Below are 20,420 nucleotides of genomic sequence, written 5' to 3' on the forward strand. Positions count from 1 at the left end.
TTCTTTTTGAGCGCTAACTGACCTGAGCCACGGGGTAAAAAGGTTTACCCAAATCGAGACTATCGGCATTTTCCAAAGCAATGTACAAAAATGCGGGCAGTAAAGCCGATAAAATTTGACAGCCATCTTGTAGCTGCTTGCGGTTCAATGAACTCTTATAGGTTGAACCACCATGCATCAGTTGATTTCTCAAGGTATATAAACGATTAAACAGTACCAGTAAAATATCAACCGAATGTTTCTGTTGTAGCGCTTTCGCCACTTTTTTCTTTTCTTGTTCAAGCTGAGCCTTACAGATCTCTAAACCAATTTTCTTATTTTGATAGTCCCAATACCCTTGATAGGTGTATTGGTTGTCTAAGAGCATACGAATAGGCTGACTAAATTTGTCCCATAAAATGCTATAAATTCTATGATCGACATCATGCTGGCAAATTAAATGCAAGAACTGACGTAAACTCTGTTTGTCCTGACTTTGCCCCAAGTCTTGTGCATATATCGCATTGAAGGAAATCCAGAGGCTGATAAATTGTAAATCGGGATCATGATCGAGCAGTAATGCCTGCTTTAGCCAACTCAGCCCACGATGTATTCTCAGATTAAACTCATCACTCTGTTGTACTTTTTTAGTTTTAAAAATTTCTTCTAAAAGCAACATCGGCTTTTCCTATACTTTATTCTTCTATGTATTCAACATACTGAATGATTAAGCTAAATTCAATTTAATCCTGCTAGGACCATAGTGATTGATAAATCCCGCTAGTTCAGTGTGAATGTTCTATCGAAAAAAACATTCTGTTTTCTATATTTCAATGTATCTAATGAATATTGGCTGCTCCTCTTACCATTAATTATAAGTTCTAAGCTTGATAAAAGCAGATAATATCTCTCAATGAATGTATTCCATTTTTGTGATAGTATTGCGTGCTATCGGAAATACCTGAATAAAATGAAGCATCGAGTTTCATTTTTCGTCCACTCCCAAAGATCCTCCTATCGGTAATGAATGCATTTCAGCTCACTACATTGTGCTGTATCTTGCTCAATAAATGGATTGACGCTTTGGCTTTGCGACATCTGATTTTCATGTAATTTCCCACATATTTCTTTGCACCGCTTCCGCTCTAAGACATAGGTTGTTCACCATGTCTTTGCAGACAAAAGCTGATAAACACTGATCAAGAGCCTGATTTTTTAATGAATACTGACAAAACCATTGAAACCCCTCAATCTCCACGAATTAGTGTTGCGCCGATGATGGATTGGACACTTAAAATAAAATAACAAATTAATATCAACAACTTAAATTGTATAAAATAATTTATGGTGTAAATTTGGCGTAAATTCTATTTTATGTACCAAAACTTAACTCTTCAACATTCTCACTTCCAAAAAGATTACTCACTGTAAGAAGTGCAGTGTCTGACAATGACTGAGTTGCCAGCACAGCAAGTCTCGTCATTGGGCGAGATATAGATACATAGAAAAGATTCCGAGCACGATAGAAACCTTTCATATTTGTCTTAGTCAGCTTTTTAGTTTCAAGTAGCTCAAGAAGCTGAGGCCAATTATAATGATTCCACCCTCCACCTAAGATTACCAATACATTATCAAACTCAGCACCCTTAACACTATGCTGGGTTGCAAAAGGGGTTAACTTTTCAATAAATCTTGTAACCTCGATAACTTCTTTATACGGGATTTCTCTTAATTTTTTATAACGTTGTGGTCTTGAAGACATTTCAACTTCAGGTATGCCCATCAATGAAATAAGCTCTTCCTCTCTTCTAAGTATACGATCAGGCAGAGATGGACGTTTAGTAATCTTTAAATGGTCTATAACTTGACCAATAGTCCCTTCTATTCTCAACTTTAGCAATCGATCCATATCTCTACGCCACAACATTTTATCTTCATGTTTTGTAATAGCAGGTCTAGCACCCAATATCTTAAACATATCTCCGTAATGTGATGAACTATAAGCCATGCACATTGGCTCTATTACTTCAGCAAAGAACCTAATGACCGGATCTTCCTTTTTTGTAAACTGTTCTGTACGACCTCTAAATAATTCAACAATTTTCGGATAACCTTGTTCAACTGCCAAAACATTGTGACTAAGCATTAATACTTTTGTCTTTTTTAAGTCCCACCCCTCTACTCTTAACCTAGCCATCAACTCTTCACGACAACTACGTGCTATGTCAGAAGGTAAATCTTCCTTTGAATGTGCTGTATTCGTTCTAGGCCCATTATAACTGTTAGTATGGAAAAACCGAGCTTCACCTTTGGCTTCTGGTAAGCTAACAACTTGTGGAAGCTCTGGGCGTAAAGCGTTTAGAACATTTACTACAGCAGGAACTGATCGAAAATTTGAACCCTTTGCAATTTCTTCAATTGGGTATTCAGCTAATTCATACTCACTACTATAAATAGTCTGCCAATGATCTCCGAAAAGACCTATGATTGGTCCAGTCTTCGACTTTAAAAAATAATCAGTAATAGCATCCATAAATTGACGATGAGTATCTTGATATTCATCAATAAAAATTACTGGAAATTGCTGACTAAATAACATCCGAAACTTTTCCTTAGCCAAAAGCATTGCCATCAATTCAGGAATATCATCATGATTAAGTGTAATGCGCATCTCATCTACACTAAAGAATCCCAGATCATATTCTACTAACTGTGATCCAATCCCCCCACTTTGTTCAACTTTCTCTTTTTTATCCTTTAGTTCAATTACCAAATCACGTATTGCCTTCTGAAATTGACGAATGAATGCCCAACAGAAGCCATGAATTGTGTCAACAAGAATTGCCGGATGATCTTCAATTTCTTGAGCAATCTCATTGCGTGCAACTTCTGTATAAGTAATACAAGCAACTTTTTTGCCTGACTGTACTAACGTTGAACCACGTTCGTCGATTAGTCTCTTGAGTGCAGCTACCAAAGAATATGTCTTACCTGCTCCCGCACCTGCTTCAAGTCTAAAACTATAACCCGCATCTAGAGCCTGATTGATCTTTCTCTGAGCTTCTTGTGCAGCAACTAGTGCAGGATTTTCTTTAATCTGACTCATGCTGCTCCTCCTTTGTCTAATGGTTCTAAATTTTGTATAGGAACATCAGATTCAGAAAGCCAAATCAGGCCTTCTCGAATATATCGAGGTACAACCCATTCTTTTACACGAATTGCATATTCTAAAGCGAAATCCGCTTTAGTAAGTCCCTGCGCATATTCCCAAGCTTCTGTAGCAACATCGTCTTCACTTGGTAATGGAAATTGATTAAGGTTCGCTAAAATAAGAGCATCTTCATAGCTTCTTGCACAAATATTAGTTTTTGGATCTTCAGGGATTTGGTAGGCAATTCGACGAAAGTTAACCTGCTTTTCTATGGCATTTTTAGCAATTAAATCAGCTGGAGATATTTGCCAAATTACTTTTTCATCTAAATCTTTAGGACGAAACCAATCCTTGATAGCCGCATTAGAGGTTCTCTCACCTTGAGCTACTGGACATTTTTCCCATATTTTGGTTTTTACTTTCTTCTTATTTTCTTTTTCCACCATTTTAGTTGAGTCTAAATCGGTAATGACTAGAGTCTTAAGTTCAAGAAAGTCGAGGAGTGGATAAAAAACATGAGCATGAGCCCCTCCAGCTTCAATACAAGTTACATACTGGCTTGCTAATTTTTGATGTTCTGGTAAGGATATATCAACTAATTCTCTGAGGCGAGGCATTAATAACCGTTCAGTTGTCCCTTCAACCATAATCACTTTATCTGCAAAATAAAGATCACACTTAGTCAGAGTCATGTATTTATGCAAGAACTCTTTATCAGCAGAAGATATTGTTTGCATGCCCTTTTTAAAATCTTTAACTTTAGTATTTCTAATACTTTTCACTGAATCTTTCTGGTTATAGAAATATCTTACTGCATCAAAACATGCCGCATTAGCAACATGAGAAGAATGTGTAGTAATAATAAACTGAACATTCCAAACGTCTTCTGCTGGATAGGCACTCGAAAGCTTTTGAATAGCAGCATTTAATTGATTAATGAAAACTTCCTGCATCTGTGGATGCAAATGAGCTTCAGGTTCTTCAATGAATATCAAATGGGCTGAAGGGCGAGTAATTTGAGATCGGTAAATTTTGTGATAGCTTTCAAGTTGTAGCAGCATATAGATTAAATTTCGCGTACCAAGACCATTATATCCCTCAGGTAAATGCACACCATCTGTACCGCTATAAACAACTTTTGTATGCCCAGACAAAAGTGCCTCTACATTTAATGAAGTTTCAGGCCTTAATTCAGTATCATTAAGACTTGGAAAACCCATCACCCCCATAACAGGTAATAACTTTTTGAGCATTTTGTCAAAATCACTTTGAACATTAAGCTCAATATCTTCAACAGATTTCTTTAATTTCGCAGCTAACTCTTGATCAGATTCTGTAGCCGTTGGTGCAGCAGCTGTTTTAAACAATTCACTAAGTAATTTTCCGATAACATCAGCCTCACCAAGCTTTGTCTTATCAAGAGTTCTTTGTGCTTGAACAAAGTTACATTGTAATAATGCTGCGAATGCTGAAGTACCCTCGAAATTTCTCTTATTAGACTTATCCGTCGGATCTATCGCACTAACATGCACTTCGTAAATTTTTGATAAATTATTACGTAAACACTTAAAAAAATGTATTTGAGGTTCCATACCTACTGGTGGTTGAGGTAAATCAAACAACAAATGCATTTTTGCTAAGACAGGCCTATATTCAATACAAGCAATCGCTGTTGTAGAGTCCATATCTAAATCAATGATAAATGGTGAAAGAGGTCCTAAAGTCGGGGCATCACTATCGTATCGAAATGTCAAAGAAAGAGTGATTATAGGCAGTGTATTATATATCTGCTCTGGACTTGCCCCCTCTTCTTTCAATTTTCTTGCATTTAAAAACTTCTCACGAGACAAACTAGAAAAATCTTCCAACCTAAAACGGGCTCCTGACTCACCACAAAAACAATCAAATATGCTAGTAAAAGATGTTTTTCCGCTATTATTTCGCCCAACAATCACAGTTGAATTCTTTTCTAATACAATCTCAATATCTTCAAGAAGTCTATACCCCTCAACTCTAACTTTTTCGATACGCATTGTTCCCCCCAAAATACATTGGTTATTGTAACTTTATCTATTTTTTCAAAGGTTTCGCCCAAGAAGAGCATGTAAATTATTTTGTGTAAATTACGTTCTTTATAAATGATTTTTTAGCTAGTCGTCCAAGCATTCGACAACTGCTCAGCCTGCTTCATCACCAACTCAATCGCTTCAGCTGCTTTATCAGGTGGATACTTCCAACGCTGCAAAGTACGACGTACTAATATTTTCAGCTGAGCACGCACACTATCCCGAACCTGCCAATCGACAGTCGTTGATTTCCGTAGCTTCTCTGTAATCTCTCGTGCGATCTGTTTCAGCGTATCGTCTCCAAGCTCTCTGACCGCACTTTCATTATTCGCCAAGGCATCGTAGAAAGCGATTTCATCAGGATTCAAACCAAGTGCAGCTTCACGCTGCATTTCGGCCTGAAACTCTTTTGCCATTTGAATGAGTTCTTCAATGACCTGAGAGGTTTCAATAGCTCGGTTATTGTATTTCCTCAAGGTTTCCTGCAAACGATCAGAGAAGCGTTTTTCCTGCACGACATTGTTTCGTGTCTTTGCCTTAATGCCATCATTGAGTAACTTTTCCAACAGTTCAACTGCCAAGTTACGGTATGGCATCTGCCGTACATCTTCTAAGAACTCATCTGAAAGCAAGCCAATGTTTGGTTTATCTAAACCACACATTGCAAAAACATCTGTTACCCCATCTGCAATGACAGCATTATCCAGAATCTGTTTTAGTGTACTGTCCTTTTCCGCTTGCGACAGTTTACGATCTACAGAGGTATGCTTGCTAATGACCGCTTTAATGGCTGAGTAAAAGGCAATTTCTTTGTGCAGGTTCTTCGCTTCATCCAAGGTGCTGCATAAAGAGAAGGCTTTATTGATTGCCAGGACTAAATCAAGAAAACGCTTTTTACCATCCTTTAAGCTCAGCACATAGTTGGCTGCGGGGATAATCAGTCGGTGTGCCTGAGTTTCATAAGCACTTAAATCCATGCCAACCTGTTCATTGGTTTTGGCAAACATTCCCCGTATCGCATCCATCTTTTCAGCAAGAACCGCATAAGCTTCTTCTGCACGTAATGTTGGTTCCCCTTTACCTTTGGCATCGGTATAGGTTTTTAAGGCTTGCTTCAATTCATTAGCAATGCCGATATAGTCAACAACTAGTCCACCCTGCTTATCTTTAAAGACACGGTTCACACGTGCAATGGCCTGCATGAGGTTATGGCCTTTCATTGGCTTATCTATATACATGGTGTGCGTACACGGTGCATCAAAACCTGTAAGCCACATATCGCGTACAATCACCAGTTGTAAAGGATCGTTTACGTCCTTAAAGCGTTTCTCAAGGCGTTTTTTAGTTTGCTTATTGTAGATATGCGGCTGTAATAATGGTTTATCTGAAGCTGAACCCGTCATCACAATTTTGATTTTGCCTTTTTCAGGATCAGGGTCATGCCAATCTGGACGTAAGGCAATAATCTCATTGTAAAGGTGGACACAGATCTCACGGCTCATGGTCACAATCATGCCTTTACCCGCCGTGGCTTCTGTACGGGCTTCAAAGTGTGCGACTAAATCCGCAGCAATCTGTTTCAGCCGTGGTGTGGCACCCACCAGCTTTTCTAGTCGGCTCCACTCACTTTTAGTCTTTTCTCGGTTACCAACATCTTCTTCATCTTCTACAACCTCATCGACTTGATCAGATAGCTCTTCAATTTCAGTCTGATTGATGTCCAGCTTTGCCAAGCGTGATTCGTAGTAGATCGGGACGGTTGCCCCATCATCCACGGCATCCTGAATGTCATAGATGGAAACATAATCACCAAAGACAGCTCGGGTATCTTTATCCTCACTCGAAATAGGGGTTCCAGTAAAGCCAATAAAAGCAGCATTCTTTAAAGCATCACGCATGTGCTTGGCATAGCCGAACTTGTATGTGCCATCATTATTTAGTTTTGCTTTCAAACCATATTGGCTACGATGTGCTTCATCTGACATCACCACAATATTGTGGCGTCCATTCAGTAATGGATGCTCACTCTCACCTTCCAATAATGCAAACTTTTGTACCGTGGTAAAGATGATGCCACCTGACTCACGCTCAGCTAAAAGCTGTCTCAGCTCATCGCGGTTATTGGCTTGTACTGGCGTTTGTTTTAATAGTTCTTGAGCATTACTAAAAGTTTCAAAGAGCTGTCCATCCAAGTCATTACGGTCGGTTACGATCAACAAGGTCGGGTTGTGCATAGCAGGCTGTTGTAAGAGTTTCCCCGCATAGCAGCACATGGAAATACTTTTACCCGAACCTTGGGTATGCCAAACAACACCTGCTTTTTTGTCTCCGGTTGGATTGGCTGCTGTAATGGTAGCCTGTACGGCTTCGCGTACTGCATGGAACTGATGATAGCCTGCAATTTTCTTAATAGTCTTTTCGCTATCTGTTTCAAACAACACAAAAAATCGGATGTAATCCAGAAACAACTCTCGATCAAAGAAGCCTCGAATAACTGTCTCTAGTTCCCATTCTAAAGCAGGTTTATCATCTTCATTCTTAATGGTACGCCACGGTAAAAAGCGTTCCTGATTCGCCGTAAGTGAACCGACACGAGCCGTTACCCCATCACTCACCACCAAGGCTTCATTAAAGACAAACAGATCGGAGATTTCTTCTTTGTAAGTTTGCAGCTGGTTAAAGGCATCCCAGATATCTGCATTTTCATCGGTTGGGCTTTTTAGCTCCAACACGGCAAACGGAATACCATTGATAAAACAGATGATGTCAGGGCGTCGCGGCTGCTTCACACCTAGAATGGTAAATTGATTGACCGCAACAAAACGGTTTTGATGCACATGATTAAAGTCCACCAAGAAGGCATGGTCATGTACCCAATCATCCTGTTTCTTATAGGTGACAGATACACCTTCCAATAACATACGATGGAAGGCACGGTTATTGGTCACCAAGTCCAGACTTTCAGGTTGATTCAGCTTTTGCAGAACTTGCTCAAAACAACTTACAGGTAAATGCGGATTCAAGCGTTCAAAAGCGGCCAGAACATCAGCTTCCAGTAAAATCTGTTTATAGTCTTTGCGTAAAGGAGTGCTACTATCAGGTGCAATATCAATACCATGAACGACTTCCCAGCCATTTTCGGCGAACCAATCAAGGCAAAGGTTTTCGAGTTGTGTTTCGTTCATGATTAATATTACCTGGTATGTTGTCTTTAAGTTTTTCTGATAGATAAAGTTTAAGTTTCTAAAGCACCAGGCCTTCTTTACGTGCTTTTTCCTCGTTTATTACAAATATATTCATATCGTTAATATTCCATAATTTTTTTATTTTATGTAAACGCTGTCTAAATTTGTCAGTTATTTGGGGTAAATGTTGATTAGGTACTTTAGGTATAATTAGCCTTAATTGAATTGTAGCTTTTTGCCAATCAATAAGTTTATGATTAGATGGTAGCTCTTGCTCTACAATAGAGTTTTGTTTTAAACACCCCATCATTTGTAATGGTAGTGCATTTTCAAACTTCTCAAAAATTTCATTCCAATAATTCTCATAATCGGATGTATTCCTAGGATTTGGTATACTCGATTTAGCTTCAACCATAAACATCTTTTGATTTTTTAAATAAGTAAACTCAACCATTTTAAAACCATTACCTAGAGATTTATGGCCTTTGGAATGTTCTATTTTATAAAAATCATCACGTGGGAAAGAACCAAAGCTCACTCCTGACTCTTCAAAAAAAATCATATATAATCAAACCCCTTGAAATTCAGCTTCAAAAAGTCGAATTGACTCATTAATGATCTCATTATCAGGTAGACCATCATTAAGCAAACAGGTTTGTTGCCAACTTCCATTTTCTGTTGCCATAAAAGTTGGAATAGGCATTTGATACTGATGAGCAATTAATACCAATTTTTTGATAACGTAATAAGAGTGAGTAGCAAGAAAAAATTGAATACCAGCTTTAGCAAGAACACTAATTATATCTAACAGTTGCACAATTGCTGTCGGATGCAAAGCAGACTCAGGTTCATCAATAAATACAATGGAATCTTTATCAAGATAGCGATTACCTAAAAGAGTATCAAGAATTGCAACCTTTTTAACACCTTCAGCTGTAGCCATCATTGAGTACTTACTATTTCCTTTTTTATAAATCCAGCTTTGGCTTTTATTATCGAATTCAACCTTCCCTGAAAACATATTTTCTAACTGTTTTCGAGAGCTTACAAACGCATCTGAATTACGCCCCTTTTGCGTAGGAATTTTAAGAGCAGTAATTAGATCGACATAAGTTGCATCAAAGCCAAATAATTTATCGATTACTGCCGACTTATGAATAACATCAATCAGTGACAATACTTGGCGAATTCAAACATGAGGTGCGACAGTTTCAAAAGCCATATGATAATCAACAAGCTGAGCAAATTTCTCTAATGGTGTAAGCCAATCTAACGCTTTTCTAGGACGAGTATTCAGTGACATGGCAACTTGATTTAAATAATGCTGATCTGCCTGATTTAAATCAATCCCTTTAGGTAAATATTGCCTAATTAAACCATTCATATTTTCGCATGTGCCTTTTTGCCAGGGTGAATGTGGGTCACAGAAATATACATCTATGCCTAAATCTTCTTCGAGTATTTTATGTTCTGACATCTCACGTCCACGGTCATAGGTCAACGTTTTACGCAGTTCTGCAGGTAAATATTTCAGAGCTTCAGTTAAAGCCTTGCGCACTGATTCTGCCTTTGCATCAGGTAATGTTGCCAAGATACAGAGCCGTGTATTTCGTTCAATAAGTGTTGCTATCGAACTTTTATTGTCTTTACCTTTAATTAAATCAGCTTCCCAATGACCCGGTATTTTTCTTTCTTGAACTTCGGCTGGGCGCTCATGAATAGTTTTAATATCCTGTAATATAGAATCTTTTTTAGGTTCACCGTTAGCTTTTCGCTTTTTATTTTCATGACGTAGACAGGATAATAAGTCTTTTTTCAACTCACCCTTGGGTAATGCTCGTATCGTTGAATAAATCGTTGTATGGCTTACATTCATTGTTTGATCCAAATCAGGAAATGTCTTTAAACGCTTTGCTATTTGCTGAGGAGACCATAAACAACGGATCGCTTCAACAATAAATTTCCAGAGGATTGAATCGATTTTGAGTTTTCTGTGACCACGTCTACGTCTAGCAAAAGTGTTATCAGAAGCATATTGAGCTTGATAAACGTCATTGATGCTATTTCTTTTAAGCTCACGATAGATCGTACTAGGATGTCTTTTAATAAGTTCAGCAAATTTTCTGGCTGAAAAGCCTTCTTTTCTTGACTCAAGCATTAATGCAGTACGATCTTCAAAGTTAAGATGATGGTATGACAATTTTATATACTCCATAAACCCTTTAAATTAATTAGGTGGTTTATGTCGCACTTCAAGTTTTACTCTGCCCTTCTTTAGGAGGTAGGAAAATTGAATTAGATTCTCTTTTGGTCAGATTATTGTGAATAGTACTTACTTTAACAGTTGTATCTTTTCCAAAACTAAATCCAAGTGAGCTATTGTCATCCAAGCTAATTGATACTGAGAGCTTTTTGCCCTCACCTTTGGTAACTATGTCACCAATTTTATCTGTTTGAAATGTCCAATATAATTTATCACTCAAAACATCGGAAAACTCTTGATTATTTTTCCCTCTATTGGACTCCTCATGGCTACGTATCGCACTATATAAAGCTTTGAGCAGAAAAGTTTTCCCTGTGCTGTTTTTACCCAAAATTAAGTTAATTTGTCCCAAATTTTTACCATGAGAACTAATAATTGGCCCATAGTTCTCTAAATCAAAATCTTTAATCATTCTTCATCTCACATACACTATTTTCTATCTTCATCAGAAATTAAAGTAATCTCACCCGACAATAACTTTGGCAATAAAGCATCTCTAATATCAATTAATTTTAAAGATTCATCTGACTGCTGTGATAATACAAATGGTTTTATCTTTTCTGCAAAAATATTTTGAATTTTAATATCTGGTTGCAATAAATCTATAGTTTCCAAGTCTTTTCTTTTAATACTCGATTGAACAGTAATAACCAATCTAGCATCTACATCATTCCTAAATTTGGCGCTATTCATTTGATAATACATAAATAGTGGATTTACTTTATTCAACTTAAATCTTAATCCTAATATATTTTGTGCAATTGCTAGAGTTCTATTAGCAGGAACAATACAAAGGCGACCTATAGTGCCCACTGTTGACATTATCAAATCATTTTCCTGTAAATGTGCTCTAAACCAAGTATTAAAAGTTTCTAAGCTCACTTTTTTGTCAGTATTTAAATCAGGATTTAAAGAGAATTCTGGTAAATGTTTTACCTCCAATAAAGGAATCCCTTCCGACTGAATAGGAGGAGTCTTACCTCTATTATCAATATACTTTTCAACAATATTACTAAACCGCGTAACCTCCCACCCCTTCGGTACTTCCCCTAACTCACTTTCTACCAATTCATCAGGAAACAGTGCAGCAGTTGCTCGCAATTCCGCCAAATCATCTTCAGCCATTTGCTGAAGCTCAACTTCACTTTTACCGCTAATAACACACATCGCAGCAAACTCAGGATTGTTCCCTTCTTGTTTTGCTACAATTTTGGCACGGACAGGGTCAAAGTCGATAAACCAGCTTTTAAAGAGGGCTTGGGCAATCGATTCTAAGGTTTGGTTAATTTGATTGTTGAGGTGGATTTTGTCATCTAGATCACCAAGAGTTTTGGCTATTACTTTTTCATTTATATATCCTAAGTTTTTGACCAAAACACTTGATAAGTGATTGCGATTTAATGTTGGAACACCTGTTCCAACATTAAATCGATGAAAATCTATACTTTTCAGCAAATAATAGACATATCTGGCATCATGTCCTTTGAAGTCTTTAACCCACAAAGTCGTATTAAGAGGCCAAAATTTCTCTTTAATATATTGGCCTCCCCCTATACTGCCACTTCTACCAATTACAACCCCTGGTGCATCAACTTTATATTCATTATGAAATCCAGCTACTCCTGTAGATGCTACGACAGGTATATCTCCAGAAATCCTGTCACTCTGAGGCAAATCAAATCCTCTTTGTAAAAGTATAAATTCATTTAATGGCACATAATTTTTATTACTCACTACATTCCCCAAATTCTTTTTTAATCGCCCAATGCCCACGAGTTCCACCCATACGCTCAAGCCAGCCTGCATCTTTTAAATGATTCAGATGCTTTTTCACTGCTGACTCATTAATACCGAGCTGCTCCGCCATAGCACGATAGGAAACTTTCGGATTTTTTTGAATCAAAACTAAAATCTCTTTTTGACGATCTGTCAGCATTGTTTCTTGGATTGAGCCACCTATTGAGCCACCTATTGAGCCACCTAATTGCTCAATCGAAGGACGGTAAAACTCCCAATCGACAAAATCACCTTGTGCTTTCAGTTGAGGTTCGGGATTGCCTGCTTGCAAACAAAGATCTTTGATCCGGGCAATCCCACTGCCCCATTGCTCGATATAACCCAGCTCTTTAAACACACGGGCCAAGACACGGTTACGAATCTCTGAACGACCTTGCGCTAAATCCTCTTCAGTCAGACCATTGGGCAAACCACCCGGCGATACAATATTCAGGATGTCATCATAAATGCCAACCTTGATATCACGCCCTGCATTGCTATAGTCACGATGCAACACTGCATTCACCAAGGCTTCACGAATGGCAGGAATGGGGATTTCATAACTTTCTGTACGTTGTAACCCTAAAATTTCAGCACGTAGATGCAGATGATTCTTGATGAATTGCTCTGTTTGCTTCAACTGACTAAATAAGTCTCCACGGTATTCTTTTTTATCCAAAAACACCGTCATGGTCGTGCCTTTAAAGCGGCTACATTTAATCTCAACCTGCTCATAAAGCCCCAACAAAATGAGTAACCCATGACTTGGGTAATCCTGTCCATTCTGCTGAATGATCAATTTAAGATTACGCATTTTCTGCAAAGACAGTTCTTTGCCCAGCTCAGCAAAGGCTTGCTTTAAAGGCTGTAAATCGATGTCATCTAAACTGTATTGCGGATTCGGCTGCTCATCAAAAGTCTGGTTCAGACGTTGCAATTCAAGTTGCTGGATATACTCAGGCGATGCCACACGATTACTTGCACCTAAACGGATATAAGTCCCCTGTGCCTTGCCTTGTGGCTTGAGATAATAAGGCAACAATGAACCACGGCTGACTTCAATCACCAGCAACTCTATGCCTTGGATATTCTCGATATAGATATACGGCAGAATGTTGGGCATACAGAGTTCATTGATCATCGAAGTGATCTGATCTTGCAACTCAAAAATATCATCTTGAATACCTACGAGTTGGCGATCATCACTTACACCCACTACCAATTTACCACCACTGGTATTGGCAAAAGCAATCAGGGTCTTTGCCACCTGTTGCCCTTTCGGTAATTGCTCTTTAAATTCAAGGGCTTGACTTTCACCCTTCTGAATTTCCAGCAATAAAGGATGATCAGAACTCATAGCCCAAGCCCTTTAGATTCTTTTTAATCTCACTTTCCAAGACAGCACTTTCAGCAAATTGTTCTTTGAGCTGAGCAGTCAAACGCAGCATTTTCTCAGCGAATGGCTCGCCATCATCTTCCTGCTCGACTGCACCAACATAACGTCCCGGAGTCAGTACGTAATCGTGCTTCTGAATATCCTTTAACTCAGCAGAGAAGCAGAAACCTTTCTCATCTTGATACGCTTCGCCTTCAAAATTTTCGCCTTGTTGCCAAGCATGTAAAGCATTGGTGATTTTAGCAATATCTGCATCGGTAAAGTCACGCAGTACGCGATCTTTCATATAGCCCAAATTACGGGCATCGATGAACAGAGTCTTGCCTTCACGGTTGGCTTTCTTTTTATCTAAAGACAAGCCATTCTTTTTGTCCTTGGTTAGAAACCAGATACAGGCTGGAATTTGCGTGTTGGTAAACAGTTGTCCTGGTAATGCAACAATACATTCCACCAGATCGGCTTCAATCAGGTTCTTACGGATCTCACCTTCATTATTGGTATTTGAGCTCATCGAACCATTGGCAAGTAGCAATGCCATACTGCCTGTAGGTGACAAATGGTGCAGCATGTGCTGCATCCAAGCAAAGTTGGCATTACCTTGCGGTGGCGTGCCGTATTTCCAACGCACATCATTTTCTAAAGAAGCATGCCACCAATCCTTGATGTTAAAAGGTGGGTTAGCCATGACAAAATCGGCACGCAAGTCTGGATGCTGATCCTCTAAAAAGCTGTCTGCATTCTTTTTACCGAAATTAAAATCAATCCCGCGAATCGCCATGTTCATGGCTGCCAGTTTCCATGTGGTCGGGTTGCTCTCCTGACCATAGATAGAAATATGCTTTTTCTGTTCAGACGCTTTGTAACGCTTTTCCTGTGCATGTTGTTCAATGAACTTTTCACTAGATACAAAGAATCCGCCTGACCCCATTGCTGGGTCATATACGCGCCCTTTATAAGGCTGTAACATTTCAACAATTAAGGTAACAATACTTTTAGGTGTGTAATATTGCCCACCCTGCTTGCCTTCAGCTAAGGCAAATTGTCCTAAAAAGTATTCATAGACATGTCCAAGAATATCTTTACTGTGCAGATTTAGTTTTTCACCGTTGTATTCAGGCTGAGTGAAACTGGTATCAGAGAAGGTATTAATCAGATCTAGTAACTTATCATTATCTAATTGATACTGTCCGATGCGATTCAGAATACCTTTCAGTTTTGGATTGGCTTTTTCAATTTCATCAAAGGCATTATCAATCAACCAAGATACAGAGCGTAACTTCACGTCCTGTCCTTGTTCATCTTGCCAAATGATTGAGCCAATTGGTAAAGCTGCTGCATCACGGATATTTGACCAGCGGCCTGCTTTTGGCACCCAAAATACGTTTTTTTCTTGGTAGTAATCCAGTATTTCTAGTTCATCAGCAATAGACTGTTGGTATTCTTCTTCGCTGTCGTACTGATCACGCGGCATGTAATAGATGTTGTGATCGTCTTTTTGTGCAAACAATTCTTTGAGTTCAGATTGCCGTTCATCAAAAGCATCTGATACGTACTTTAAGAAAATCAGTCCTAAAACAATATGCTTGTAGTTAGCGGCATCCAGACTGCTGCGTAATTTATCGGCGGCTTTCCAAAGCTTGTCATCTAAGTCATTTAGAAACTTTTGTTCCAATGAATGCATTTTATTTCCTCAATCCAAGATCAACCGCTTTGGTTTTATACTTAATGTTAAACAATGTTGCTAAGTTAGCATATCAATGACCTATTAAAAGTCATGCACTTAACAAAAAAAATAGAGATTAATAAAGTCCTGTCATTTTAACGGGATAACTTTAGCTAAAATAGTCCTTTAACAACTGCTACGTCTTATAATGTCGTAAAAAAAAAGAGCAACCTAGAAAGTTGCTCTTTTCCAACCAATCGATTAATTGACGGGTCTGACTGATCGCTGCAACCCCTGCTGAATACCCTGCACAAACCCTTCAGGCGAAGCTTGTTGCTCCACCGTACGGTTTTGTTCTTGTTCAGGGTAGTATTCCTCCAGCACCTCTAACCCTTCCTCTATATCCGTTTCAAACCGTGCATTGGCAAAACCCTTCCTTGCGGTAAAGTCTAATGATTCTATGAATACACCTAACTTTTTCAACTAACTACAAATGTGTTGCACTTGGGATTTGAATCTGCGACTTTAAAAAATATTCATCTTAAATTTTATACTTATTTTACGCAAAATTTACGATAATTTTATTATATATCAATAAATTAAACCATAACATACATTACTTCAATGACTACTAATTTAAAGTGTTATGAAAAAATTATACCATCTACTTTTTAGCCTTATACCGCTCTATTCAAGTTATGCTTTTGCTACTGGAGATGAAAGCTCTCCCGCTTTAAGCTTTTCAGGTAATGTATCATTGGCCAGCGACTACCGCTGGCGCGGCCAAACGCAAACCCAGAATGATCCGGCCTTGCAGGGAAACTTTGTTTTAAGCCATGCTTCAGGATTTTATCTTGCTGCATTTGCATCGAATGTTGATTTTGATGACGAAGTAAATTTAGAACTGGATCCCCAGATCGGCTATACAGCGCCAATCGCGCTAGGTTCAATCCATCCTGCAGTTGATCTTGGCATGCTGCGCTACAATTACATCGGCAACAGCGATTTAAATTATAATGAATACTATTTCAAAATGATCTTTAATGCGTTGCTGCATCAGAACGATAGCTTTACACCAAGCATAAGCTATACCTATAACTATGGCGGCAAAGCTGCCAGTGACAGTATAGGTAAAGATATCTCAAATTGGTATTTTAATGTCTTATATGCTACACCGATTGCTCAAACTAATTTTGGCACAAATGTTAGCTTAGGTTATTCCAAAGCAAATCAGGACATTTATGGTTCTGAAGCAAAAGACCTTTTTTTTGATTGGAAAATTGGTGCAACTTACCGCTATAAGCCAATGGGAATAAATGCAGAATTAGCAGCGGTTGGTAGTAATTTAAAAACCAAAGACTTTACAAGTCAAAATAAAAAAGGGGTAAAAACTGAAGCAGTATTCACCCTGACTAAATCTTTTTAAAAGTTAAATGCCAATAGTATCAGCAATACTATTGGCATAATTATTTTACTTGAGTGATTTCAATATATGATCTATCTCACTTCGATTAAAACCTCTTTCTTTAAAAATAGTATGAATTATTTTTTTCATACTTTTTGACGCATACTGGTATTTCTTTACTAAAATGTCAGAATCAATTTCCTGTAAACTATACTTCAAATATAATTCTTCATTGAGCTTCTGATTTCTAGCATCATCTTCATTATTTATCGTGTTATACATTTTTAAGCAGTTAAATATCCCAATGTTGTTCGATCAAAGTAATTTGGCTGTACATATACTGATGCTCAGCACGTTTAACTGCACACCATAATTCCATAAATCTTTTGCCGAGATATTTTTGCAAAACAGTATTCCGGTGAAAAAATGTTAAAGCATCCAGCTGATTCGTACTTAAAAAGTGCGGCTGATGTTTATTTTTTATCTGAGTGGCTTGCTGTGGAATTTCCAGATTCTGTGTCAACCCATGCAGTGTGCCGATCAAAATCAGGGCTGCAGTTAAATAAGGATTGCAATCCGCACCTGCAACACGATATTCCAAGCGTTGATTTTCATTGTCCGAACGTGGTATGCGAATGGCCACATTGCGGTTATTCACGCCCCAATTAGCTTCTAAGGGCACATGGTTTCCAGCTTTAAACCGGCGGAATGAGTTTACATTCGGGGCAAGCACGGCCATGGACGGCGGCAGCAAGACTATCAGCCCGCTGATCGCCTTTAATAATTGCCGTGACGGTAAAGGATTCTGCTTCATGCTGAAAATATTCTGCTGGTCTTGATTTAACAAACTCATGTGAAAGTGCATGCCGCTGCCCGCTTTATTCAGATCAGGCTTAGCCAAAAAGCTTGCATGTAACCCATGTTCTACAGCGACTTGCTTAATGGTGCGCTTTAGCATCATGATCTGATCGCATAGCTTCAAAATATCACCGCTATGCTGAATATTAATTTCGTATTGTCCGGAAGATGATTCCGAGACTAAGCCTGTAATCTGAATCCCCTGCAAAAGGGCAATCCGTTCAATTTCATCCAGAACGTCTTGATATTTATCTTGCGCATTCACATCAAAACATTGATTTAAATAAATCTGATTGGAGCCAGATTTTTCATTGCTGTCAAATAAATAAAACTCCAATTCTGCGGCCATGCAAGGATAAAAGTTTTGATCATGCAGCGCTCTTAAACTTTTTTTTAAAATATTGCGCGGTTCAACTTCGCAATCTTGATGATTGTCATCTTTCATGGTTAGGAATAACTGTGCATTGGACTCTGGATTTAAAGCGCAGGGCTGCAGGCTTCCCAATATAGGTTTACATAAATAATCCGGCTCACCGATCGATTTTCCTAAACCCGATTCTTCAATCACTTCTCCATCAAGACTCATGGCATAAATAGACATTGGGAAATAACAGCCTTGTGCAATATTTTTTAGACCGACAATATCTATGCGCTTGCCGCGGACATGACCATTCAGATCGTGCAGGCAAATCTCAACATGACGGGTATTGGGATAGCGCTGCAGATAGTTTTCGATTTCTTCTGAAAATAGAATATCTTCAATATCGCAGCATTGACGCGCAGATGGCATGGATTCAGGGACCGCTTCTTCGTCAGCTATATTATGTCTAGCCATGAGTAAATTACTCATTATTTTGTCCTGTTAAATATTAACAATGATCAAAATAAAACAAGTTCTACCGAATGTAACGTAAATAAACCGTAAAAAAGCACCCAACTAATATGATTATTTTTTAAACTATTAAAACCACGAAAAAGCTAATTTAAAATAAGTTAAAACATAAAAATAACAATAGATCTCTTTCATAAATCAAAAAACGATCTTCTTTTTGGTTAATATTTGCACTCCGGATTTCTTAGCATTCGTGCATAGGTGGTGTTTTAAAAAGTATGCTGACATTAAATGAAGCCATTATTGATGTAAAAGAAGGTTAAGTCGAAGGCTTTAAAATGGTTTTCAAGCTTTTTGGAGAAATTGCAACTTCTTCTAAAACCACGCCTTATTCGATGCCTTATTTTGCAATTATTACCTTCAATTCCTACAGTAAAAAACTTACCAATACTTTGCTTGCAGTTTTTAAAAGCAGTGATGAAACTGTCCCAATGATCACTTGCAATTCGGGTGTAGTGAATACCTAATTGTTTAAGCTTTGTCTTCAACCTTTGGACTGTAGCTAAATCTCTCTTACCCCAAACATAAGCAACAATCTCACCTGTTTCTCGATGGTAGGCGTAAATAAGCCATTGTTTATTATTTTTATTTCCAACAAAAGTCCAGAATTCATCTACTTCGAGAGATTCATAATGACTTTGTTTAGGCTGAATTTGATAGGCCGATTCAGTTAAAGTCCGTAAGACTTTACCGATACTAATGCGCTCAACTTCAGCGATATCTCGTATACCGCTGCCTCTGACCATTAACTGTAATATTTTACGAGTAATGCCAGAATTACATCCTAGATAGCTCAGAGCATGGTCACCAATAAACTGACGTTTGCAGTCTTTGCATTGGTAGTTTTGTTTCCCATCTACTTTGATGCCATTTTTCTTTATACTGTCACTGAGGCAGGTTGGACATTTGATTTCTAGAGTTATTTGCATTTCTCTATTTTATCAAAATTCAACCTGCTTTTTTTTAGCATACTTTTTGATACACCACCCGTGCATAATCTGCGGATGAAATACATCGATTCAAACAAGCTTTCTGATCCTCAGTTCAAGCGATACACAGGCATCTCATGGTCAACTTTCTATTTGATGGTTGAGCAATTGCAGAAGCATGTCTCTGCCAAAGACAGACCGCCCAAGTTAAGCCTGGAGGATCAGGTTCTGCTCTGTCTGAGCTATTGGCGGGAATACCGAACCTTATTTCACGTTGCGACGAGTTACGGGGTTTCAGAGCCCACAGCCTCAAGAATTGTCCGTCATGTTGAAGACTGCCTGCTTCGGTCCAATCTGTTTAATTTACCCAAAGATTTACCCGAGGGCGAAGGCATCGACTGGAATGTTGTGATCGTGGATGCCACGGAAATTCCAATCCAAAGGCCTAAAAAAACAGAAGAAAAGCTATAGCGGCAAAAAAAAGACCCATACCTTTAAAGTACAAGCCATGATTCACTACAAAACTCAGCAAATTCTGAGTTTATGTGCCAGTCGCGGGGCAGTGCATGATTTCGAGTTGTTCAAACGCAATTTAAACCAGATTCCTTTTGGGGCTTTTATCCTGGCAGATAAAGGCTATCAGCGGATTTATGTGTTGTATCCGAATAGCCTGTTGCCATTAAAAGCCAAAAGACACTGTAAATTGGATCCTGAATTGAAAATCTATAATCAAGAAATCAATAAAAGATGAATCGGAATTGAGCATGTATTTGGCAACCTGAAAACCTTCAAAATCCTTGCTGAGCGTTATCGAAATAGATGTAAAAGGCTTAGTTTGAGATTCAATTTAATCGCTG

General features: G+C 38.3%; 17 protein-coding genes and 1 pseudogene. 3 read left to right on the forward strand and 15 right to left on the reverse strand.

Annotated features, from left to right (window positions below; genetic code table 11):
* Positions 1-13 precede the first annotated feature (13 nt).
* The 12 genes and pseudogenes from AC4CUZ_RS00410 to AC4CUZ_RS00465 all read right to left on the reverse strand — a co-directional run.
* Positions 14-658, reverse strand: a complete 645-nt coding sequence (locus tag AC4CUZ_RS00410; RefSeq protein ID WP_005400774.1) for a HEPN domain-containing protein — start codon at positions 656-658, stop codon at positions 14-16.
* A gap of 693 nt (positions 659-1,351) precedes the next feature.
* Positions 1,352-3,085, reverse strand: a complete 1,734-nt coding sequence (locus tag AC4CUZ_RS00415) for a UvrD-helicase domain-containing protein (protein WP_005400775.1) — start codon at positions 3,083-3,085, stop codon at positions 1,352-1,354.
* Positions 3,082-5,163: an ATP-dependent nuclease gene (locus tag AC4CUZ_RS00420; protein WP_005400776.1), complete on the reverse strand. Its 2,082-nt coding sequence runs from the start codon at positions 5,161-5,163 to the stop codon at positions 3,082-3,084. The genes AC4CUZ_RS00415 and AC4CUZ_RS00420 overlap by 4 nt, the downstream gene beginning before the upstream one ends.
* 113 nt (positions 5,164-5,276) lie before the next feature.
* A complete protein-coding gene (locus AC4CUZ_RS00425; protein WP_005400777.1) occupies positions 5,277-8,381 on the reverse strand; it encodes a type I restriction endonuclease subunit R in 3,105 nt (1,034 codons plus the stop codon).
* A gap of 58 nt (positions 8,382-8,439) precedes the next feature.
* A complete protein-coding gene (locus tag AC4CUZ_RS00430; protein WP_005400778.1) occupies positions 8,440-8,943 on the reverse strand; it encodes a hypothetical protein in 504 nt (167 codons plus the stop codon).
* 6 nt (positions 8,944-8,949) lie between these two features.
* Positions 8,950-9,558 (reverse strand): AAA family ATPase, encoded by a 609-nt coding sequence (locus AC4CUZ_RS00435; RefSeq protein WP_490747130.1) that lies wholly within the window; start codon positions 9,556-9,558, stop codon positions 8,950-8,952.
* Positions 9,559-9,570: 12 nt separating this feature from the next.
* The gene (locus AC4CUZ_RS00440) at positions 9,571-10,596 is read right to left on the reverse strand and encodes an IS30-like element ISAba125 family transposase (RefSeq protein WP_001988464.1); all 1,026 of its coding nucleotides are present in this window, start codon (positions 10,594-10,596) and stop codon (positions 9,571-9,573) included.
* Positions 10,597-10,633: 37 nt separating this feature from the next.
* Positions 10,634-11,056 carry a hypothetical protein gene (locus tag AC4CUZ_RS00445; RefSeq protein ID WP_490747132.1) on the reverse strand — a complete coding sequence of 141 codons (423 nt, stop codon included), beginning with the start codon at positions 11,054-11,056 and terminating at the stop codon, positions 10,634-10,636.
* A 17-nt stretch (positions 11,057-11,073) separates the two neighbouring features.
* Positions 11,074-12,378 (reverse strand): restriction endonuclease subunit S, encoded by a 1,305-nt coding sequence (locus AC4CUZ_RS00450; RefSeq protein ID WP_005400780.1) that lies wholly within the window; start codon positions 12,376-12,378, stop codon positions 11,074-11,076.
* Positions 12,371-13,777: an AlbA family DNA-binding domain-containing protein gene (locus AC4CUZ_RS00455; protein ID WP_005400781.1), complete on the reverse strand. Its 1,407-nt coding sequence runs from the start codon at positions 13,775-13,777 to the stop codon at positions 12,371-12,373. Before AC4CUZ_RS00455 ends, AC4CUZ_RS00450 begins: the two co-directional genes overlap by 8 nt.
* The gene (locus AC4CUZ_RS00460; protein ID WP_005400782.1) at positions 13,767-15,497 is read right to left on the reverse strand and encodes a class I SAM-dependent DNA methyltransferase; all 1,731 of its coding nucleotides are present in this window, start codon (positions 15,495-15,497) and stop codon (positions 13,767-13,769) included. The genes AC4CUZ_RS00455 and AC4CUZ_RS00460 overlap by 11 nt, the downstream gene beginning before the upstream one ends.
* A 243-nt stretch (positions 15,498-15,740) precedes the next feature.
* A pseudogene (locus tag AC4CUZ_RS00465) lies at positions 15,741-15,929 on the reverse strand (hypothetical protein); the annotation flags it as partial.
* Positions 15,930-16,125: 196 nt separating this feature from the next.
* On the opposite strand from AC4CUZ_RS00465, the gene AC4CUZ_RS00470 reads away from it, so the two are divergent.
* Positions 16,126-16,905, forward strand: a complete 780-nt coding sequence (locus tag AC4CUZ_RS00470) for a TorF family putative porin (protein WP_005400784.1) — start codon at positions 16,126-16,128, stop codon at positions 16,903-16,905.
* 45 nt (positions 16,906-16,950) lie between these two features.
* Here AC4CUZ_RS00470 and AC4CUZ_RS00475 read toward each other — a convergent pair whose 3' ends face one another.
* The 3 genes from AC4CUZ_RS00475 to AC4CUZ_RS00485 form a co-directional block, all read right to left on the reverse strand.
* Positions 16,951-17,166, reverse strand: a complete 216-nt coding sequence (locus tag AC4CUZ_RS00475; RefSeq protein WP_004692350.1) for a hypothetical protein — start codon at positions 17,164-17,166, stop codon at positions 16,951-16,953.
* 10 nt (positions 17,167-17,176) lie between these two features.
* Positions 17,177-18,592, reverse strand: coding sequence for a glutamine synthetase family protein (locus AC4CUZ_RS00480; RefSeq protein WP_004692352.1), 1,416 nt, complete (start codon positions 18,590-18,592; stop codon positions 17,177-17,179).
* Positions 18,593-18,861: 269 nt separating this feature from the next.
* Positions 18,862-19,563: an IS1 family transposase gene (locus tag AC4CUZ_RS00485; RefSeq protein ID WP_004282344.1), complete on the reverse strand. Its 702-nt coding sequence runs from the start codon at positions 19,561-19,563 to the stop codon at positions 18,862-18,864.
* A 156-nt stretch (positions 19,564-19,719) separates the two neighbouring features.
* Between AC4CUZ_RS00485 and AC4CUZ_RS00490 the strand changes: the two genes are divergently transcribed.
* Both AC4CUZ_RS00490 and AC4CUZ_RS00495 read left to right on the forward strand, forming a co-directional pair.
* Positions 19,720-20,034 (forward strand): transposase family protein, encoded by a 315-nt coding sequence (locus tag AC4CUZ_RS00490; protein WP_026057330.1) that lies wholly within the window; start codon positions 19,720-19,722, stop codon positions 20,032-20,034.
* Positions 19,982-20,314, forward strand: coding sequence for a transposase (locus AC4CUZ_RS00495; RefSeq protein WP_004692353.1), 333 nt, complete (start codon positions 19,982-19,984; stop codon positions 20,312-20,314). Before AC4CUZ_RS00490 ends, AC4CUZ_RS00495 begins: the two co-directional genes overlap by 53 nt.
* The last annotated feature ends 106 nt before the right edge of the window (positions 20,315-20,420 follow it).

Source organism: Acinetobacter sp. 789_lipA (assembly GCF_058242845.1).

What these genes read in the sequence shown, in the direction of transcription:
- AC4CUZ_RS00485 (WP_004282344.1), bottom strand. Translation starts at nt 19,563, where the DNA reads ATGCAAATAACTCTAGAAATCAAATGTCCAACCTGCCTCAGTGACAGT.
- AC4CUZ_RS00455 (WP_005400781.1), bottom strand. Translation starts at nt 13,777, where the DNA reads ATGAGTTCTGATCATCCTTTATTGCTGGAAATTCAGAAGGGTGAAAGT.
- AC4CUZ_RS00415 (WP_005400775.1), bottom strand. Translation starts at nt 3,085, where the DNA reads ATGAGTCAGATTAAAGAAAATCCTGCACTAGTTGCTGCACAAGAAGCT.
- AC4CUZ_RS00475 (WP_004692350.1), bottom strand. Translation starts at nt 17,166, where the DNA reads ATGTATAACACGATAAATAATGAAGATGATGCTAGAAATCAGAAGCTC.
- AC4CUZ_RS00490 (WP_026057330.1), top strand. Translation starts at nt 19,720, where the DNA reads ATGGTTGAGCAATTGCAGAAGCATGTCTCTGCCAAAGACAGACCGCCC.
- AC4CUZ_RS00445 (WP_490747132.1), bottom strand. Translation starts at nt 11,056, where the DNA reads ATGATTAAAGATTTTGATTTAGAGAACTATGGGCCAATTATTAGTTCT.
- AC4CUZ_RS00425 (WP_005400777.1), bottom strand. Translation starts at nt 8,381, where the DNA reads ATGAACGAAACACAACTCGAAAACCTTTGCCTTGATTGGTTCGCCGAA.
- AC4CUZ_RS00480 (WP_004692352.1), bottom strand. Translation starts at nt 18,592, where the DNA reads ATGAGTAATTTACTCATGGCTAGACATAATATAGCTGACGAAGAAGCG.
- AC4CUZ_RS00440 (WP_001988464.1), bottom strand. Translation starts at nt 10,596, where the DNA reads ATGGAGTATATAAAATTGTCATACCATCATCTTAACTTTGAAGATCGT.
- AC4CUZ_RS00420 (WP_005400776.1), bottom strand. Translation starts at nt 5,163, where the DNA reads ATGCGTATCGAAAAAGTTAGAGTTGAGGGGTATAGACTTCTTGAAGAT.
- AC4CUZ_RS00430 (WP_005400778.1), bottom strand. Translation starts at nt 8,943, where the DNA reads ATGATTTTTTTTGAAGAGTCAGGAGTGAGCTTTGGTTCTTTCCCACGT.
- AC4CUZ_RS00495 (WP_004692353.1), top strand. Translation starts at nt 19,982, where the DNA reads ATGCCACGGAAATTCCAATCCAAAGGCCTAAAAAAACAGAAGAAAAGC.
- AC4CUZ_RS00410 (WP_005400774.1), bottom strand. Translation starts at nt 658, where the DNA reads ATGTTGCTTTTAGAAGAAATTTTTAAAACTAAAAAAGTACAACAGAGT.
- AC4CUZ_RS00460 (WP_005400782.1), bottom strand. Translation starts at nt 15,497, where the DNA reads ATGCATTCATTGGAACAAAAGTTTCTAAATGACTTAGATGACAAGCTT.
- AC4CUZ_RS00470 (WP_005400784.1), top strand. Translation starts at nt 16,126, where the DNA reads ATGAAAAAATTATACCATCTACTTTTTAGCCTTATACCGCTCTATTCA.